General features: G+C 44.5%; 19 protein-coding genes. 12 read left to right on the forward strand and 7 right to left on the reverse strand.

Translation table 11 applies throughout. From position 1 onward, the window contains the following. Window positions 1-15 precede the first annotated feature (15 nt). The 7 genes from DS731_RS05405 (at window position 16) to DS731_RS22015 (ending at window position 4,983) form a co-directional block, all read left to right on the forward strand. Entirely contained in the window at window positions 16-2,259 is a 2,244-nt protein-coding gene (locus tag DS731_RS05405; protein ID WP_119500364.1) for a heavy metal translocating P-type ATPase, read from the forward strand. 11 nt (window positions 2,260-2,270) lie between these two features. Next, on the forward strand, window positions 2,271-2,624 hold the full coding sequence (locus tag DS731_RS05410; protein WP_119500365.1) for a cupredoxin domain-containing protein: 354 nt from the start codon (window positions 2,271-2,273) through the stop codon (window positions 2,622-2,624). An 8-nt stretch (window positions 2,625-2,632) separates the two neighbouring features. Next, window positions 2,633-2,965, forward strand: coding sequence for a DUF2933 domain-containing protein (locus DS731_RS05415; protein ID WP_119500366.1), 333 nt, complete (start codon window positions 2,633-2,635; stop codon window positions 2,963-2,965). Further along, entirely contained in the window at window positions 2,958-3,623 is a 666-nt protein-coding gene (locus tag DS731_RS05420; protein WP_119500367.1) for a methyltransferase family protein, read from the forward strand. Before DS731_RS05415 ends, DS731_RS05420 begins: the two co-directional genes overlap by 8 nt. After that, the gene (locus DS731_RS05425) at window positions 3,607-4,011 is read left to right on the forward strand and encodes a hypothetical protein (protein WP_119500368.1); all 405 of its coding nucleotides are present in this window, start codon (window positions 3,607-3,609) and stop codon (window positions 4,009-4,011) included. The genes DS731_RS05420 and DS731_RS05425 overlap by 17 nt, the downstream gene beginning before the upstream one ends. A gap of 23 nt (window positions 4,012-4,034) precedes the next feature. Continuing rightward, window positions 4,035-4,406 carry a cation transporter gene (locus tag DS731_RS05430; RefSeq protein WP_119500369.1) on the forward strand — a complete coding sequence of 124 codons (372 nt, stop codon included), beginning with the start codon at window positions 4,035-4,037 and terminating at the stop codon, window positions 4,404-4,406. Window positions 4,407-4,821: 415 nt separating this feature from the next. Then, window positions 4,822-4,983, forward strand: coding sequence for a hypothetical protein (locus DS731_RS22015; protein ID WP_181013652.1), 162 nt, complete (start codon window positions 4,822-4,824; stop codon window positions 4,981-4,983). 155 nt (window positions 4,984-5,138) lie between these two features. On the opposite strand, the gene DS731_RS05440 is transcribed toward DS731_RS22015, so the two are convergent. From DS731_RS05440 to DS731_RS05460, 5 genes are all read right to left on the reverse strand, one after another. After that, the gene (locus DS731_RS05440; RefSeq protein WP_119500370.1) at window positions 5,139-6,464 is read right to left on the reverse strand and encodes an APC family permease; all 1,326 of its coding nucleotides are present in this window, start codon (window positions 6,462-6,464) and stop codon (window positions 5,139-5,141) included. Window positions 6,465-6,620: 156 nt separating this feature from the next. Beyond that, on the reverse strand, window positions 6,621-7,370 hold the full coding sequence (locus DS731_RS05445; protein ID WP_181013653.1) for a copper resistance protein B: 750 nt from the start codon (window positions 7,368-7,370) through the stop codon (window positions 6,621-6,623). Window positions 7,371-7,379: 9 nt separating this feature from the next. Then, window positions 7,380-9,194, reverse strand: coding sequence for a copper resistance system multicopper oxidase (locus DS731_RS05450; RefSeq protein WP_119500372.1), 1,815 nt, complete (start codon window positions 9,192-9,194; stop codon window positions 7,380-7,382). A gap of 703 nt (window positions 9,195-9,897) precedes the next feature. Beyond that, window positions 9,898-10,629: a MauE/DoxX family redox-associated membrane protein gene (locus DS731_RS05455; protein ID WP_119500373.1), complete on the reverse strand. Its 732-nt coding sequence runs from the start codon at window positions 10,627-10,629 to the stop codon at window positions 9,898-9,900. 1 nt (window position 10,630) lies between these two features. Further along, window positions 10,631-11,152: a DUF305 domain-containing protein gene (locus DS731_RS05460; RefSeq protein ID WP_119500374.1), complete on the reverse strand. Its 522-nt coding sequence runs from the start codon at window positions 11,150-11,152 to the stop codon at window positions 10,631-10,633. A 108-nt stretch (window positions 11,153-11,260) separates the two neighbouring features. On the opposite strand from DS731_RS05460, the gene DS731_RS05465 reads away from it, so the two are divergent. Further along, window positions 11,261-11,656 carry an ion channel gene (locus tag DS731_RS05465; RefSeq protein ID WP_119503314.1) on the forward strand — a complete coding sequence of 132 codons (396 nt, stop codon included), beginning with the start codon at window positions 11,261-11,263 and terminating at the stop codon, window positions 11,654-11,656. 505 nt (window positions 11,657-12,161) lie between these two features. Here the strand turns inward: DS731_RS05465 and DS731_RS05470 are convergent. Both DS731_RS05470 and DS731_RS05475 read right to left on the reverse strand, forming a co-directional pair. Beyond that, window positions 12,162-13,312, reverse strand: a protein-coding gene (locus tag DS731_RS05470; RefSeq protein WP_119500375.1) for an IS3 family transposase whose coding sequence is annotated in 2 segments (ribosomal slippage) — window positions 12,162-13,075 and window positions 13,075-13,312 — 1,152 coding nt in all. Because the reading frame shifts where the segments join, the coding sequence is not laid out codon by codon here. 1,100 nt (window positions 13,313-14,412) lie between these two features. After that, window positions 14,413-15,318: a LysR family transcriptional regulator gene (locus DS731_RS05475; protein WP_119500376.1), complete on the reverse strand. Its 906-nt coding sequence runs from the start codon at window positions 15,316-15,318 to the stop codon at window positions 14,413-14,415. Between the two features lie 102 nt (window positions 15,319-15,420). On the opposite strand from DS731_RS05475, the gene DS731_RS05480 reads away from it, so the two are divergent. From DS731_RS05480 to benB, 4 genes are all read left to right on the forward strand, one after another. After that, window positions 15,421-16,539 carry a muconate/chloromuconate family cycloisomerase gene (locus tag DS731_RS05480; protein ID WP_119500377.1) on the forward strand — a complete coding sequence of 373 codons (1,119 nt, stop codon included), beginning with the start codon at window positions 15,421-15,423 and terminating at the stop codon, window positions 16,537-16,539. A gap of 85 nt (window positions 16,540-16,624) precedes the next feature. Beyond that, window positions 16,625-17,566, forward strand: a complete 942-nt coding sequence (gene catA, locus DS731_RS05485) for a catechol 1,2-dioxygenase (protein WP_119500378.1) — start codon at window positions 16,625-16,627, stop codon at window positions 17,564-17,566. A 26-nt stretch (window positions 17,567-17,592) separates the two neighbouring features. Beyond that, on the forward strand, window positions 17,593-18,960 hold the full coding sequence (locus tag DS731_RS05490) for a Rieske 2Fe-2S domain-containing protein (protein ID WP_119500379.1): 1,368 nt from the start codon (window positions 17,593-17,595) through the stop codon (window positions 18,958-18,960). A gap of 12 nt (window positions 18,961-18,972) precedes the next feature. Then, window positions 18,973-19,455 (forward strand): benzoate 1,2-dioxygenase small subunit, encoded by a 483-nt coding sequence (gene benB, locus DS731_RS05495; RefSeq protein ID WP_119500380.1) that lies wholly within the window; start codon window positions 18,973-18,975, stop codon window positions 19,453-19,455.

Raw genomic sequence — 19,455 nt, forward strand, 5'->3', positions numbered from 1 at the left:
AAAAAGGAGAACACCATGAGCGCAGCAGTAACAGAGCAACAATTAGTAATAGAAGGTGCAGGATGTGCCAGTTGCGTCGGCAAAATAGAAGCAGCCTTGAAGCAGACACCGGGGGTGCAGAGCGCAGAGATGAATTTTGCAGACAGAACAGTGCTTATATCGGGTACAGCGGATGCTCAGTCATTGGTTAAAGCCGTAGAGTCTGTTGGTTACAACGCCAAGCCACTTGAAGATAGTCCCGACACTGATGCTCTTGATGAAAAAGAAGCCGCAGATTGGGCCTATTACAAAAAGTTGATGCGGGATACTTTTATTGCGCTTTCGTTGGGTGTCCCCCTAATGATCTATAGCATTGTTGTCGGTGAAATGACGGTTGAGACCAATACAGAGAGACTGTCATGGTTTGTCGTTGGCCTGCTAACGCTAGGTGTCATGTTCTTTTCCGGCAGGCATTTTTATATTGGTGCGTGGAAGAGCTTTAAAAATCATTCTGCCAATATGGATACCCTGATTGCGCTTGGTACGGGCACCGCGTGGTTCTATTCGATGTTGGTTGTATTTGTGCCTGACACAGTGCCGCTAATGGCAAGGCACGTATATTTTGAAGCGACAGCCATGATTATTGGCTTGATTGACTTAGGTTTAGCACTTGAACTCAAAGCCAGAGGCAAAACATCGGAAGCTATCAAACGTTTGATTGGGCTACAGGCGAAAACCGCAACAGTCATTCGGGACGATAAAGAGGTCCAGATTGCTATCGAGCAAGTGCTGCTCAATGATGTTATCAAAGTCAGACCCGGTGAGAAAATTCCCGTTGATGGTGTCGTCATTGAAGGTCATACCTCGATCGATGAGTCCATGCTCACGGGTGAACCCATGCCCGTTGAAAAAATGTTAGAAAATGAAGTTGTAGCGGGGACCCTCAACAAGTCAGGCATGATTTTATTCAAAGCGACACGAGTGGGTCAAGACACCGCGCTGGCCCAAATCATCTCGATGGTCAAACGAGCACAGAATTCAAAACCGCCTATCGGTCGCTTAGCGGACGTGATATCTGCCTATTTTGTTCCTGTTGTCATGATTGTTTCTGTGCTCAGTGCGTTGGCATGGTTGAACTTTGGGCCAGAGCCAGCACTGGCGTTTGCTATCGTTTCAGCCACCACAGTACTGATAATTGCCTGCCCATGTGCATTAGGCCTGGCCACGCCGATGTCAGTGATGGTGGGGGTTGGCAAGGCTGCTGAAGCAGGCGTGCTTATTCGCAATGGCGAAGCGCTACAAACTGCATCAAAAATCACTGCAATGATACTGGATAAAACCGGGACGATTACGGAAGGTACACCCAAAGTCACTGACATTATTTTAGTCAATGCCAGTGATGAAAAGACAGTGCTGCAACTGGCGGCCAGTCTGGAAAGCGGTTCCGAACACCCTTTGGCTATGGCGATAGTGGAAAGTGCCTTAGAGCAAGATATCGAGCTGCTTAAAATTGAGGTATTTAACGCCATTACGGGTATGGGAGTCGAAGCCCGTTGTGATGGAAAAGCCTTGTTGTTTGGTAACAGCAAGCTCATGGCAAAAAAACAGGTGGACTTAGGCAAGTACACCGATAAAGCACAAGCTCTGGCCAAAGAAGCCAAAACCCCGATGTATTTCGCAGTAGATGGACAACTGGCAGCCATCATTGCGGTTGCCGACCCCATAAAATCAGACTCTATTTCTGCCATCAAACGCCTGCAAGCCAATGGTATCCGAGTCATCATGTTAACAGGTGATAATAAGGAAACTGCCGCAGCGGTGGCAAATAAAGCGGGGATAAGCGAATTTTTTGCTGAAGTATTGCCGGAAGACAAAGCCAACAAAGTGCAGGAACTTCAGGATCAGATGGAAATAGTGGGCATGACGGGGGATGGGATTAATGATGCCCCGGCACTTGCGTTGGCAGACGTTGGCTTTGCCATAGGAACAGGTACAGATGTTGCGATTGAAAGTGCAGATATCACCCTTATGCGCGGCTCTCTACATGGCTTGGCTGATGCAATCGTGGTAAGCAAAGCTACCTTACGTAATATTAAACAAAACCTGTTTGGTGCGTTTGTTTATAACGTGGCTGGTATTCCTTTCGCTGCTGGCGTGCTCTATCCATTTTTTGGTTTGCTGTTAAGCCCGGTCATTGCTGGGGCCGCTATGGCCTTTTCTTCGCTAACAGTCGTGTCGAATGCCAATCGACTTCGCCTTTTTAAGGCACAAGAGCACTAAGGAGACACATTATGATGATTATTAACCTTATGGGACTAGCAATTATCGCGCTGATTGTCTGGTGGTTTTGGCTATATACAGCCGACAATACAATGGTAATCAACAATGATGTGACAATAGAAGTCAAGGATGGCGTATATTCGCCGTCCGCCATTCAGGTAAACGCAAACCAACCTGTTACACTTAAATTTTTGCGAAAAGATCAAACTCCCTGCTCAGAAACACTGCTTATCCCCACACTCAATATCAGTGAGCAGTTAAAACTGAATAAAGTCACGCAAATCCACCTTCCAGATATTCCACCGGGCGAACATGCTTTTCACTGCCAAATGCAGATGTATCGCGGTGTTCTCAAAGTGGTATAGGGCTAATCATGAAAAGCAAGCATCCTAAATTTTGGTCGACACCTACCGGTTGGGCGGCGTTAGCCCTTATTGCCGCCGCAACTTATTTTTTAATTTTTGAACATGGTCATCATGTTGCCCAGTTTCTCCCCTTTCTGATATTGCTGCTGTGCCCATTTATGCACATGTTCATGCACGGTAGCCACGGAAAACACGGACACGACCACTCTCCTGACGCTGAAAGTAAACAGGAGAGTTTTCAGGAATTGAGCGATAAAAACGCTGCCTATCGTGATGGCTACATTCAAGGATTAGAGGAAGGGCGAAAAGAAGCGCACAGAAAGGAGAAAGATCGTGACTGAAACATCTGATTATGGACTTTGGTCTCTGGTATTGCTTAATTCGGCGATTTTCATTTTTTTTGCATTCAGTTTTGTAAAACCAAAAACAAACACTGATTGGCGCAGTCTCGGCGCATTTTCTGCGTTTATAGTCGCTCTGTTTACCGAAATGTATGGATTCCCTTTAACTATCTATTTTTTGTCTGGGTGGCTAACCGAGACGTACCCTGACGTGAACTTCTTAGCGCACGAAAATGGCCACCTGTTACACACTTTCTTCGGTGTTCAAGGTGATGCACATTGGGATCCGTTTCATATCGCCAGTATGGTGTTTATTGTCGCGGGTTTCTTTATATTGTCGTCAGCATGGAATGTACTGCACCACGCTCAGAAGAACCATCAATTAGCTACCACAGGATGGTATGCAAGTTGTCGCCATCCTCAATATCTAGCATTTATTATGATCATGTTCGGTTTTTTGTTGCAGTGGCCAACCCTTCCTACACTGGGCATGTTTCCAATTTTAGTTGTTGTGTATGTAAAACTGGCTAAGCGTGAAGAAGCGCTGGCCATTGCGGAATTTGGGGAGCTGTATATGAATTATATCAAAACTACACCGAGCTGGATTCCATATCTAAACCTTAATGTTGAAGGTAAAAATCATGAAAACACCCATTAAGTCATTCTTTTTTGCAACGTCTTTATTAATGATGGCAACAGTCTCTGCTCAAAGTATGGAGGAGCATGAACACCAGCATTCAGATAAACCAGATATGAAAATGGGTATGAATATGTCTGAAAATAGTATGCATATGATGGATGCCAAAATGATGGAAATGAAGGAAGAGGTTAACGCTATCAAAGCGGAAAAAGACCCGCAGAAGCAGCATAAGATGATGAAAAAACAAATGCAATCCATGATGGACATGATGCAAATGATGCATAAGAAAATGAAAGGACAGTCTATGGATAGTCAGATTGATATGGCGGAAAAACATCTCAACATGATGGAAATGATGATGTCTGACATGGATGGTCACCATTCATCCATGTCAAAAAAACATTAAAACTAATCCATAAGGAGTAAATTATGAGCGATTTAGATCATAGAGTAGGTGTTAGGGAGGCCAATTTGGTAATCCGAAATTTGCGGCTAAGTAATGTAAATGAGGCAAATAGTGACTCCCTTATTGAAGAAATCGACAGGCTCTTTGGAATTGATGAGGTGAGTTATAATATCCAACAGGGTGTCATTCACCTTGCTTATGATGCGACACATATAGACTTAGAGAGGATTGAAGCGACCATTCGGAAACACGGTGCAGCTCTTCACAATGATTGGTGGACACAAACGAAAGAAGGATACTACCAGTTCGTCGATCAGAATATAAAAGACAATGCTACGCACAAACCGTGGAGTTGCCATCAATCGCCGCAACGTTCTCACAGAAAGCGTAAATAATATTTATGTGTTTTGGCTCTCACTCAGCATCAACCCTGAGTGAAGCCGTTATATTAAGCAGGCTAAAGGAAGTCTAAGATTAAAATTCAAAAAAATACATTTGCGTGCAAACCTGCAGAGGTGTTTGGTCTGGTATGAACTGTTTGTTCCTTATTTGTCATTTCGCTACTGGATACAATGCCCACGATGACAGGTATTGCGTTGCACACAGACTGGCAATGGATGGGATGGCACATGCCTGTATCGTGATAGGTGGTGTTTTGTGGGTATTGCTTACAGGCGTACTGGGTTGGCTTATTGCCATAATTTACAATAGGCAGTAGCAGGGGGCCGGCAAAATAAATAGCCAGCTTTTAATATCTTAACGTCGGTACACTATTTGCTAGTTTATTGTTTTAAATAAAAGTGAGGCACTATGGTAACCAATTATACAGACTCCGCATTGCAGAAAACCACGGAATTACTCAATCAAACCGGCACAGAGAAATCGGGCTGTAGCCAGTCTTCTGAGTCAAAGCAGCAGGGACAAGAGTTTGCTGAAATACTGGATACAATAAAGCAACAAAAAAGCGGCTAAAGGATGCCGTGAGAGGAAATAACCGGCACGCTAATGCCGGTTATTTCCCTTACTGCCCCATGACAGAAGGGCACACTGCTTCGACTACTACTCAGTCCCCGTTGACGGTTTTATTTTCCAGTGGGAGTAGTTTATTTACTAACCAGTTACTCACATCAGTTATAATTCGTGTCATCTTCTTCATACGCATGTAATTTTAGAAACCATTTTTCGGCGGCGAAGACAATAAGAAGTCCGGCGACAGAAATCCAAACAATAAAAATATCTGACTTTGCTTTAACCCACAAAAACGCCAGAAGTACAACGAAATCGAGAATAATCGCACTTACCAGCACCCAGGTTTTGGCGTGTACGTCATCTCTTAGGCGTTTAAACACACCCCAATGGATGAAAATATCCATCACGATATAAAAAACTACGCCTATCGATGCTATCCGGCTTAAGTCAAAGAATATGGTCAGAATTATTGCGATTACCAACGTATAAATTAACGAATGCCTTCTTAAATCTCCCGGTAATGAAAAATGACGATGGGGCACAAGTTGCATTGATGTAAGCATTGATAGCATGCGGGAAACTGCAAATATGCTGGCGATGACGCCAGAAGAGGTGGCAATAATCGCAAAGGCTATTGTAAACCATGCGCCATACTGGCCGAAGGCAGGTTGTGATGCCTCAGCTAGAGAATAGTCTTTAGCCTGTATAATTTCGTCAATTGACAGGTTTGCGCCAACTGCAAACGCTACAAAAACATACAGTACTACACAAATTGAAATAGAAATGATAATGGCCTTTCCAACATTTTTTTCCGGTTGTTTTAGCTCGCCGCCACTGTTTGTGATTGTCGTGAAGCCTTTGTAGCCCAAAATACCCAGTGCTACAGCTCCCAGAAATCCGGTTGCGCTGGTTTCCCGGGGTTGCGCTGATACACTTTCAAACGATAAGCCGGTTGCCCACAGTCCGCCTATTGCCAAAATCGCCAGCCCGGCGATTTTGATAAAAGCCATGATAAATGAGAGCGTCTGAATGAACCGGTTGCTTAGAATATTGACAATAAATGCAACAATAAGAAGACTCACCCCTAGTGCGGGAATGAGCCATTCAGCGCCCTGAGAGTCGAACAATTGCAGGACATAGGTGCCAAATGTACGGGCTACGAGGCTTTCATTGATAACCATGGAAAAAAACATCAGCAATGCGCAGGCCCCGGTCATCAGGCCTCTGCCATAAGCTTTTTTTAAGAACATGGCTATACCCCCTGCGGAAGGGTATTTCTGTGCCATTTTGACGTAACTGTATGAACTGAATCCTGCAATTATCGCTGCTACAAGAAACGCAAACGGAAACCATGTGCCAGCCAGCTCAGCTATTTGACCGGTTAAGGCAAATATACCTGCGCCAATCATCACACCAGTTCCCATTGATACCGCGCCCCAGAGACTTAACGAATCTTTATTATTTGAATGGTCATGAGCATTCATATAAATTATCCCTTTTTGTCGTCTGACCAAATCAGACGCAGCAGTGGCTCGCTGTGTACATCAAAACATTGGTCAGAAAAATAGATATTCGAAGGTTTTGCTTTTTGAAATAACCGGCACTGTCTTGCCGGTTATTTCTCATCTTTAGCAGAATTTTTAAAACCAAATCCTGGCACCTAACACGACACCGGTTTCGCTGGTTGACTCGCCCTCTGCTTTCAGAGCGTCAGCCGTATTACCAACGGCTTTGCTGTAATAAACGCCGACATAGGGCGCTACCTCCCTCACAATCTCATGACGATACCGCAAGCCGATACGAATGTTACTCAGCCCGCTGTGGCGGTTATATTTTTCCGAATCGGTGAGGTTAGCTACTACTTCCAGGCGCGGTTGCAGATAGGAAACCTGACTTAATTGCCAGTCGTATTCTGTTTCATTGATGAACTGCATGTCACCGTCTTCGTTGATACGAAGTGAGTTTTCCATTTCAAACCAATAGGGGGCGAGTCCCTGATAACTGATCACCGCATAGTTTTCCATGTCAGCATCTGACGACATTTCGCCTTTCGTACCAAGGCCGACCTGCACAGACCAGAAAGCAGAAACGAGGTACCCGTAAAGTACCTCGGCGCGTTCAAGATCCGTGGGCATGCCGTCGTTTTGGGTATTTTCACCTTCACTTTTAAACACTAAGCGATGATAATCACCGCCATACCAGGCCTGCATATCCCACACAGCCTGATTTTGTTGTTCATCAGTTCGCGTATACTCGAGTCGGTCAAACAGTACCTGACCAAAGTTCTCATTCGGAATAGGAGACGGCCAGTTATCTTTTGACTGCGCCATTACCATATTATTGAAGCCTAGAGCAAAGGCGATGAGCCCTGTTGACAATATCTTGTTCATCTTCATCTCCTATGCAACCTGAACAACACGAAACATGCCCGCTTCCATGTGGTAAAGCAGGTGACAATGAAAAGCCCACTCTCCGAGTGCATCTGCGCTAATCTGCAACGATACTTTCTCACCGGGTTTGAGGCTGATGGTATGCTTCCTCGGTCTTGGATACTGGCCATTTTCCAGTTCCATCCACATACCATGTAAATGAATGGGATGGTCCATCATGGTGTCGTTAACCAGAACTAGACGAAGCCGCTCTCCAAAATTAAAACGGACATACCCATCTACTTCGCTGAACTTCTTGCCGTCGAACGACCACATGTATCTTTCCATGTTTCCTGTTAAATGAAGCTCGACTTGACGCTCTGGCTCTCGCTCATCAGGCCATCCATGTTCGCCTATTAGGTCAGCGTAAACCAATACGCGATGTGGACTGCCTTCCAACCCTATGCCCGGCTCGTCTAAACGCGGTCGTGGATTTTGTGCGATCATAGCGGCGCCTTGACCATGCCCGTCTTCACTATGAACAATGTCTATCTTTTCTACGGGCAGCACCCGTGAAGATTTCATATCCCCCTGCATCATGTTGCTATGCATCGTGTGTTCGCCATGCTGGGCCATTTTCTTCATTTCCATTTCTGAAGAAGCCTTTCCTTTTTTCATGCCTCCTGATTTTTGCGTGTTCATACCGTCCATGCCTGACATGTCCATGCCCATTGCTGCCATGCCGCGCTCCGTGATAGTTCGTTGCGGAGGAATAGCAGCAGTCATGCCTATTGATGGAGTGAGCGTGCCGCGGGCATAGCCGCTTCTGTCAAAACTCTCAGCAAAAAAGGTATAAGCTTTTCGTTCTTTTGGTTGGACAATGACATCGTAAGTTTCAGCTACTGCAATTCGGAACTCATCTACATTGACCGGCTTAACGGGCTGACCGTCAGCAGCAACAACCGTCATCTCTAATCCCGGAATACGAAAATCAAAGTAGGTCATAGCAGAACCGTTGATGATGCGTAAACGCACTTTCTCACCCACATTAAACAGCGCCTGCCAGTCATCCTCTGGGGTGCGGCCATTCATCAGGTAGGTGTAAGTGCTGCCTGTGACATCTGCGATGTCACGAGGACTCATGCGCATTGCGCCCCACATGGCGCGTTCCTTCCATGTTTCGCTAAGACCTTTTTTCTCAACATCTTCCAATGTGTCGAAGATAGTTCGCTTTTGGTAATTGTAATAACCCTCAGCCACTTTCAGCTTTCTCATCACGTCGTGAGGGTCAGCAAAGGTCCAGTCACTTAGGATGATAGTGTGTTCCCGATCTGCGCCGATGTCTCCGTCGGCAGGCTCAACGATGAGTGGGCCAAGATGCCCGCGTTGCTCCTGAAGACCGGAGTGGCTGTGATACCAATATGTTCCGTTTTGCACTACATCAAACGCATAATTGAATGTCTGACCTGGCTTTATCCCAGCAAACGAAACGCCTGGTACTCCATCCATCCCAGCGGGCAAAATAATGCCGTGCCAGTGAATAGACGTATCTTGTTCAAGTCGGTTGGTAACATTCAGTTGAGCACGCTGACCTTCTTTTAGCCTTATCAGGGGCCCCGGCATCTGGCCGTTGATGGTAATAGGCAGGCCAGTTTTTGAGCCTATTGCTAAATTGGCCTCAGCAATCGTCAGATTTTTAATGTCATCAGTCAGCACCTGATCTTTAAAGTGACGACCAGCGGGCGCGGCCCAAAGCGGACTGACCTTAGTCAGAGCCGCCGCTGCGCTCGCAGTCATAGCACCAAGAACGAACCTGCGACGACCGTCGTTAAATGAATTATTCATAAAGTTAGCCTTCAATAGTGATACTTTCAGGTTGAATAACTCCAACCTGACTGAAATAACAATATTAATGATATTCAGAGAAAGGCTATTGGTGGCCGGTATGGCGGTGCTGCAATGGTTGAAGGAACGGACAGAACAGTAAATTTATAACGCTCTGCGAATTTTGAATTTAAATAATACGGCAGTAAGTTCGTTAGAGAAAAAATGTGATGACAGTTTGTCATCTTGCAAGAGCAACCGCCTTCACAACAATCTGGTGTGTCGCTATGAGATGCACCGTTCGTATCCATATCTTCTGATAGAAGATAATGTATAATTTCGTCAGCAGTGATGCTTATATCTGGTATAGCATACATTGCACTGGCAGTGCGCTGTTTTGATTCCTCATCGCAGGTGTTGGCCTTCCATATAAATAGTGCCAATAAAATTCCGAGGGACGAAAAAACAATGGGAAGTTTCATAACTCAGCGTTTAGATTCCTGACAAGATTTTGCTATTCTGCGGCATACTTTTGTACAAGTAAGTTTGCTTATGGTTAACGCATCTTCAATTACCAAATATACGATGGAGTCGAGGAAAAGATCTCAGTTTGTATCGCTAAGCGGTTATGAATTCATACATGCGGCAGGTGATACTGTAGTGTCTCAGTTTTATTAGCGACCTCGAAGCCGGAACTTCGAGGTATACTGTAAAGAAATGCGGTTTACATCAGCAACATTATTAATGCACCAGCGATCATAAACAGATTTTCAGATAAAGACACGAATCCCAGAGGGACATTACTGTCCCCACCGACACAGGCACATTTGAGCTCGCGCTTATCAACGTAAACTGCTTTAAAAACGGATATGGCACCTACCATACCGATGAATAACGAAAATGGTGCAACCACAAGTGCAGGCAATTGTGCAACCATACCAATTCCGGCGTAAGCCTCGATAAATGGATAGATATAGCCATAGCGCAGCCATTTCATTGCCAGTAAGTCATAGGTAATAAATGAATTAGTAAAGCCATATAGGTCCTTTAGTTTTTGTACAGCCAGAAAGGCCATAGAAAAGGCAATGAACAACATCAGTGTTCTAATTGAGACAAACTCGCCTGATATTGCGAACTGATATGCCAGTGATAGCAGGGCTGCCACAGAGAAAATAGCAATAACAGGGGTGTATGTTGTACCTGTCTGACCTGCCTCATCTTTACCGAAGTAGTCCCTGAGATCATCATAGCCTCCAATTCGTTTATCATTAATAAAAGTTTGAGGTGTCGTTTTGACGCTATGCTTTTGCTTGAATTTATCGGTTTCTTCACGAGAGGTGAGATGGTGATCCTCTATTGAGAACCCCTCACGTTCCAATAGATCTTTTGATCGTAAGCCGTAAGGACATATGTGTTCGTCAGTCACCATTCGATAAAGGATAGCTTTTTTATTCATTTTATTCTCCTTGATTCAGTCTGCCTTCGAACTCAGGAATGGGTCGCTGAGCAACATCAGATTGATTAGTTATCTTTCCGTTTACTGAAATGTCGTTAATCAGCCATTCCATCTCTTTTATCTCTTTTCGTTGCGCTCTAATAATACCATCTGCCAGTTCACGCACACGTACGTCCTCTATGCCGGCACGCTCACTGGTAAGAATGGCAATTGAATGGTGAGGAATCATTGCTTTCATGTAGTCCGTATCAGATATGGTGCTTTGTGAGCGAACAAGGTAGAGACAAGTAGCAAAAAGCACTGCTGCTAGTGAAAAAATGGCCACGTTTAGCTTTTTGTTGTTATACATGCCAAGCATAAATGCCAACATGATTATCGCCATGCCTGCACCCATATAAATTGCCATATAGGTTCGTGTTTCACTGAACCATACATGCGAAACTGCGTAAGTGTTCAAATACATCATGACAAACATCGCCATAGTTGAAGTGACGATCATTGCGACAAATTTGGTGTATTTCATATGTAATCCTTACTCAATAGAAATTTGATTTGTGTAATATCCTCTCGTCATGACGGGTAAGAGAAGCTCATATACGATAGTTCAAGATTTGTACCAATGGAGGGCGAAATGTTTACAGCAATAATTATCAGTGCGGTGACACTTTTAGTGAGTGTTTCTATACATCTCTTTAATATTTCTGTGTTAGCTGACAGGGTAATTGCGTATCACGATAGAGTCTGGTCAAAAACGCCTGTTTTGGTCTTCATTGCCATTTCCAGTCAGCTTTTACTCGCCGTTGTTTTCGCGGTTGCGTATAAAGCCGGTCTGTTTTTGGACTTGGGCGACTTTAAGCAGCCGGCAAGCTCAGGCGATATTTTCTATTTTTCGCTAACGACCATAACTACGCTCGGCCTTGGAAGTATTGAACCGACTGGGCATCTACGCATGCTTGCAGGAGTTGAATCGGCTACCGGATTTTTACTAATAAGTTGCTCAGCGTCGAAAGTATTTCAGACAATGTAAATTTATTTAAACAGAATTCACCTTCAGCTTTGACAGATGTTGAAATAAAGAGAAAAGATATGCTGTGACAGATAATCCTTAGACTTCTTGAAATGAAGTGTTGAAAGTAAAAACAACGTAATAGCTGGTTTGTGACTTTAATGCTTTATAAGGTCATGTTAATAAGCTTTTTTATAACGCAAAATATACATAGAAAACAGGTGGATAATATTATTCTTAGTCCCTATATACTCTGAGTAGACGCATCATTTTTCTTTGCAAACAGGTATCAAAGGATGTGGAAGCAGGCAGACTGGTCAAAGAAGTCTGTCTTGAATAGGGTATTTCAGATGCGACCTATTACATCTATGGAGCACCTCCGTATTGCAGTAACAATTTTAGTTTTTGATCCGATTGTCAACATCTATCCTGCATAATATGATTTTTCTGTTTGCCAAAATGGGAAGTGGACACATCCAGTGAGGAAAATCCGATTGTGATAAAAGGGTGGTAAGCCCCCAGTTTTCTAGACATCTTCAAGCTGCTGATAATACTGCTTTTCATATCTGACTGGAGACAGTCCACCATTTGTACCATGATTGCGTCTTGGATTGTAGAATCCTTCGATGTAATCAAATATATCGGCCCTTGCCTGAGCGCGTGTCGGGTATATTTTTCGTTTCACTCGATCTTTTTTAAGCAGAGAGAAGAAGCTTTCTGCAACTGCATTATCGTGACAGTTACCTTTTCTGCTCATACTTGCTTCCAGATTGTGTTCATTCAGGAAGGAACGCCAGTCTGAGGAGGTATACTGAATTCCCTGATCTGAGTGAACCAATACCTTCTGCTTGGGCCTGCGGCGCCAAACCGCCATGAGCAATGCATCAATGACCAAGTCCGCTTTTGGACTGCTCTTCATCGTCCAGCCTACTACTCGTCGCGAGAACAGGTCGATAACTACGGTAAGATATAACCAGCCTTCGTAGGTACGGATATATGTAAAATCTGTTACCCAGTAACTATCTGGCTTATCGACGATAAATTCGCGGTTCAGAGTATTTGGGGCAGCTATGTTAACTTTGCCGCCTTTGAACCCTGGATGGCGTTTGTAACCGCGCACTGCGCGGATACTGGCTTCTCGCATTATGCGGTGGACACGATTCTTACCGCATGTCTCACCGTCGCTTTTCAAATCGATAGTGATATTCCGGTAACCATAGGTACAACCGCTTTCAAGCCAGAACTGCTTGATTTTACCTAGTAATCGCTGATCTTCCTTGGCCCGGGCACTTAACGGCTCCTGGAGCCAAGCATAGAAGCCGCTGCGCTCGATATTGAGGATCTGGCACATAACTTTAACTGGATAGCGCGGGAGCCGCTCCCTTACGAACGTGTACTTTTCTTTGACTCCCCGGCAAAGTACACGGCGGCTTCCTTTAATATGTCTCGTTCCATCGTAACGCGTTTTAACTCAGCACGAAGACGACGGAGTTCTGCAGCCTGATCATCATCCTGCTTTCGTTGGCTAGCAGGTTTGTCGTAACGCTTCACCCAATCTGACAGGGACTTGTAACTGATACCTAGACGTTCAGCCACAGAGGACAAAGAATGACCTTGCTTCGTGACTTGCTCAACAGCCTGGATTTTAAATTCTTCGGGGTAGCGTTTTCCGCTCATTAGTAACACCTCATAGTTTATGTAATTATAAAGCTATAAAGTGTCTAGGGAGCTAGGGGCTTACCACACTCTTCCCCATCCTGAATAGTGTGCAACAAGTAAAATTATTTACCCAAAACTGAAAGAGAAAAAGAGCTTTTCTGAGTGCTCATTGAGCAAGCTGGAAAAAGAGATAACAACTCTTCTGGTATCGATAGTTTTCTAGCATCGAAAACTCTTCCTTGAATGCTATTTGTATCTTCAAATACTTGAAGGCAAATAAAATGAAAAATTGTGAGCAAATAATCTTAAGTTGGTGAGCTCGTTACTACATAGGAAACTAACTATTTTAATTCGTCTTAAGTGATACAAAGTTTAGAAGAGAATGGCGCTAGGAGTCACGGTTATGCCGAGCAATTTAACAAAAACATTGTGAAAAAATGTCTCGGGTAAGGTGCCTTTCCGGAGCGTTACCCCTAGAAAAAAATCGAGCGTTACCCCTAGAATTTTATTCTAGGAGTAACGGGGGGAGTTGTTCAAATTTAATAATATTCCTACTCTAGGGGTAACGCTATTTCCGTGGCCTGCAGAGGAATCGGGCCTGACTATTTGTGAAAATTCTATTTCTCAAAATTTTACGCGAATTCAGCCATAATTTGGCGCGAGTTTACTCGCACAGTTATCGTGTCAAAAATGCATGCGACAACTACACGCAGTTATTGAGACTAAAGAGCTTTTTTGCAGCTAAAGATTGCTTTTTTCTAAGGTGCAGGACAAGTGTATTTTCGCAAAGATATTTAGATAATCGTACTGTTTACGCGTAATAAACGTGGGTTCCTGCAGTCAGATTTTGTAGATGAATTTTGTGAAAAATTTCTGCATTCTGACAGTGATTTCTTCTATTATCAACTTAGTTAAAAAGCAAAGTATACGCAATCCAAAGCGCCAGAACGGCGGAGATCCTAGCCCTTCTTAACAACAATTTATTTACTCTTCCTTGCGATACAGTCGCATAAAATCTGCGTGCAATATGGGCTCAAAGAGGCTGTCCGAAACATCAATTTGGCACCCGGTTCCTTAACTAAAATTTCACTGTTTGAAACGAATAATTTAAAACGAATTCAGGGATATCTGCCCTGAATCCGGTTTTGCACCAATTCGTCCAGAATCCCCATCGCAGCTTTCATAATCTCATCTTCCGGCTCAACTCTTTTACTTAAAAAAACGGGAGAGGTGACATTGTGATCGGAAAGAGGAATAAAGCTCACATCATCCCGGTTGATGCGTTTGACCTGTTCCGGAACAAGGGTAAACCCCATCTCGGAAGCCACGAGGCTCAAAGCTGTCTGAACATCATTTACTTGTTGAGCTACTTTGATCCGTAAGCCACGGTTTGAAAAAAGTTGAAGGCATAAATTTGCAAAGTTGGGAGTATTTCCTGCGGGGTAAAGCACCATTGGTAACTTAGATAATTCTTCCAAGGAGAGCTGACTCTTTTCCATGGGGTGATTAACTGGTAGGGCTGCCACCAGTGGCTCATGGAATAATAGGGTCTGCGATACATCAGATTCCAGATTATTCATTACAACACGACCAAATCCAATGTCTATTCTACCTGCTCTGAGGGCCTCAATCTGCTCTGCAGTTTTTAACTCATGCAGTTCTATATCTGCACCAGTCATCGGTCTTAAGCGCCTGACTAATTGCGGTAATTGTCCATAAAATATCGATGGTACAAAACCAATTCTGAAGATCTGTTTCTTCCGCGAATCTATTCGCTTTGATTCGCTAATCACAATGTCCAGTTTTTCAAAAATTAGTTTCGCCTGCCTCCAAAAGTACTCCCCTGCAGGAGTCAGAGCTATTCCACGCGCTTGTCTCTCAAATAAAGTTACGCCAATTTCTTCTTCTAATTGCTTTATCTGTCGTGTTAAAGGCGGTTGCGCCATACAGAGTTTTTCCGCAGCTCTGGTGAGATTTTTTTCTTCTGCCACGGCGCAGTAATAACGTAGATGCCTGAGTTCCACCGATACCTCCTGAGTATTTCTTCGGACTAAATCAATATTGGTTGTAAATAATAAATATCTGTAAGTTGCATTTAGAAGGTAATTGGTAACACGAATTTAACAATGGCAACTATATCACAAATTAACTCATACATAGTCGATATTCCAACAATTCGACCTCACAAACTCTCGATGACCTCAATGGCTGTGCAATCGATGGTCATTGTGAGGATACGTGATTCAGAAGGAAGAGAGGGGATTGGCGAAGGTACCACTATAGGTGGTTTGGCTTACGGCGCTGAAAGCCCGGAGAGTATTAAAACCAATATCGACAGTTACATTACACCTTTGCTGAAAGGCAAGGGTACAGACAATCCTCAGGTTGTTATGCAAGACATTCACCGCGCAATACGCGGAAACAGCATTGCCAAATCAGCCATAGAAACCGCACTTCTGGATCTACTTGGCAAAACTTTGAATGTTCCTCTATCCACACTGTTAGGAGGAACTTTGCATTCCCACATTCCTTGTTTGTGGGTACTGGCTTCCGGCGATACTCAAAGAGATATTGACGAGGCGAAAACCATGATTGCAACTGGTCGTCACAATACGTTCAAACTCAAAATTGGCAATCGCAGTGTGCAGGATGACGTTGCTCATGTTGCAGCTATTAAATCTGCTCTGGGGAACGAAATTAGTATTCGCGTGGATGTGAATCAGGCTTGGACGGAATCAGATGCGAATTTGGGTATGGCTCTGTTGCAAGAGGCCGGAGTCGATATTGTTGAGCAACCTACTTCAGCCGGTCAGCTCGACAGCCTTGTGAGATTGGCAGATAAGTACCGCATCGGCGTTATGGCCGATGAGTCCATTTCAAATATCAATGATTGTTTCGAATTAGCGAAAAGGGGCTTCTCAGGTTCTGTCGCTTTAAAGATTGCTAAAGCCGGCGGACCGGTACAGGCGCTAAAAGTGGCAACCGTTTGTCAGGCTGCGGGAATCGATCTCTACGGAGGAACCTTACTTGAAGGTTCTATCGGAACTGCTGCTGCAATTCATGCCTGGTCAACACTCCCTGAACTTCAGGCTGACTCAGAGATGTTTGGTCCTCTTTTACAACGTGATGACATAGTCACAGCACCTCTAAATTATCACAACTTTGGCGTTGATGTGCCCCGGGGACCGGGTCTGGGACTGACGCTGGACGAAGATAAGTTGAAGGAATACGCCAGAAGTTACTGAAAGCTTTTGAAAGGTGGAAGTAAGCCGGGTGGCAGCTTCCCAACAAACAGGCAGAAAACCCGTTACAAATTATCGGAGAAAAAAGATGACAATCACCACCAATATCATGAATACCGACCACGTTAAAGAATTGCTCCATAAAGCAGCCGGACTCGATAAAGAAACAGGCAGTGCCCGAAATAAGCAGATTATGCATCGGCTACTTACAGACATTTATACGATGATCGAAGATCTGGACATCACACCGGAAGAATTTTGGCAAGGTGTGAACTACCTCAATGAACTGGGAGCTAACGGTGAAGCTGTATTGCTTGCACCGGGGCTCGGGTTTGATCATTTCCTGGATTTACGGGAAGACGCTAAAGATGCCCTGGCCGGTGAACTCGGCGGCACACCGCGTACTATTGAAGGTCCGTTGTATGTGGAAGGCGCGCCATTGAGTGATGGAGAGGCCAGAATGGACGATGGCCAATCACCCGGACAGGAAATGTGGCTTCACGGACAAGTGCTCGATGAAGCCGGCAACCCGCTTGCCGACGCGATTGTAGATATCTGGCACGCAGATAAGAAAGGGGGTTACTCTCACTTCGATCCTACCCAAAGTGAATTTAATCTTCGTCGCCGTATTAAGACCGATTCTGAAGGAAAGTATCGCGCGCGCAGCATTGTACCCAGCGGTTATGGTTGTCCTCCTGGAGGCTCTACGATGAAAGTGCTTGAAAGTCTTGGACGTCATGGCAACCGTCCGGCTCATATTCACTACTTTGTTTCAAAGCCTGGGTATAAACATCTCACAACTCAAATCAATCTTGCGGGTGATGAATATACGTACGATGACTTCGCCTTTGCCACAAGGGATGAATTGGTTGTTGAAGCTGTTGAAGTCACAGACAGCAAACGCATTACTGAAAAAGGTTTTAAAGACAACTACCTGGATGTGGAATTCAATATTTCATTGATGCAAACCAGTGACGACGAAAAGCAGAACAAACACGCTCGTGCTCGTGCGGCTGCGAGTCAGGCGTAACCACGAAATTTGCCAGGAGAAATAAGATGAAAGCAACTTTGTCACAACTTGAGCAAAGAGTTCGCGGTGCCGTCGAGGCAGATGAAAAAACCGGACATTATCGCTGTGATCGCAGTATTTTCACCGACACGGATCTGTTTGAACTCGAGCTAAAGCACATTTTTGAAGGTAACTGGGTGTTTCTTGCTCATGAAAGTCAGATTCCTGAGGTAGGGGATTATTTCACGACTACAATTGGGCGCCAACCAGTCGTTATTACCCGCAATAAAGATGGAGACTTGAATGCCATTCTGAATACCTGCTCGCACAGGGGGGCTACGCTTTGTCGCCGCAAACGTGGTAACAAAACTTCATTTACCTGTCCGTTTCATGGATGGACTTTTAACAATTCAGGCAAGTTACTAAAAGCCCGCGATCAAAAGAAAGGCGGTTACCCTGAGTCTTTCAATAAAGAGGGCTCTCATGATCTTAAGCATATTGCTCGTTTTGAATCATACAGAGGGTTTTTGTTCGGTAGCTTGAACAGCGATGTGTTGCCGTTAGAACAATACCTTGGCGAAACCACCAAAGTGCTGGACAACATTGTTGATCAGGATCCTGATGGTATCGAAATCTTGCGCGGAACGTCGACCTATACCTACGAAGGTAACTGGAAGCTCACCGCAGAGAATGGCGCTGATGGTTATCATGTAGGCACTGTGCACTGGAATTACTTGTCAACAATGGGACATCGCAATTACGAAGATGGCGGCACAGAAGCTGTCGATGCCAAGAGTTGGTCAGGCGAGGGCGGTTTTTATTCTTTCGAAAACGGCCACATGATGCTGTGGACGCGGGTAGCTAATCCGACAGCACGACCTGTTTACAGTCTGCTCGACGAACTTAAGGAAAAAGTCGGTGAGGCTCGTGCCGACACAATAGTTAATCAAACGCGTAATCTCTGCCTTTATCCAAATGTATACGTGATGGACCAGTTCTCAACGCAAATTCGCGTACTGCGCCCGATTTCAGTGAATAAAACAGAGATCAGTATCTATTGTTTTGCGCCGAAAAATGAATCTGCTGAAAGCCGACAAAAACGTCTCCGTCAGTATGAGGATTTCTTCAATGTTTCAGGAATGGGAACGCCTGATGATTTGGAAGAATTCCGCGGCTGTCAGCAAGGCTACGAAGCCCGTGATATGCGCTGGAACGACATGAGTAGAGGTGCAGCTCACTGGATGGAAGGACCTGACGATTACGCTAAATCTGTCGGAATGGATACCATCGCAACAGGTATCAAACCTGAGGATGAAGGGCTCTATGTACATCACCATAAACACTGGGTGGATGAAATGTTACAGGCTATTCAATTTGAGAAGGCCGCTCAAATCCCTGTTGTGCAGAAAGGTTAAGAGGTATCAATCATGACATATCAAGAGATTCAGGCATTTATTTTTCGCGAGGCCAGGTTGCTCGATGACCGGCAGTGGGACGACTGGCTGACTTGTTATCATCCTAAGTGCGAGTATTGGATGCCTGCATGGGATGATGACGACAAGCTGACAACTGATCCGACAAAAGAGATTTCGCTCATTTATTATCCGAATCGCAATGGCCTCGAAGACCGGGTTTATCGCATTAAGACAGAACGTTCAGGAGCCAGTATGCCTGAGCCGAGAACAACTCATCAGTGTGCCAATCTAGAAGTTCTCGAGCAAACCGAAGGCAAAGCTGAAATTCGCTATAACTTCAATACTCTCAGCCACAGGTATAAAGAAACTACGCGGTTCTTCGGTACTATCTTCTGCACACTGGACACGTCAGGAGAGCTGCCAGTGATCACGAGTAAGAAAATCGTACTTAACAATGACTATATCAATCAGGTCATTGATGTTTACCACCTTTAA

This window comes from Alteromonas sp. RKMC-009, from assembly GCF_003584565.2.
Classification (GTDB): domain Bacteria; phylum Pseudomonadota; class Gammaproteobacteria; order Enterobacterales; family Alteromonadaceae; genus Alteromonas.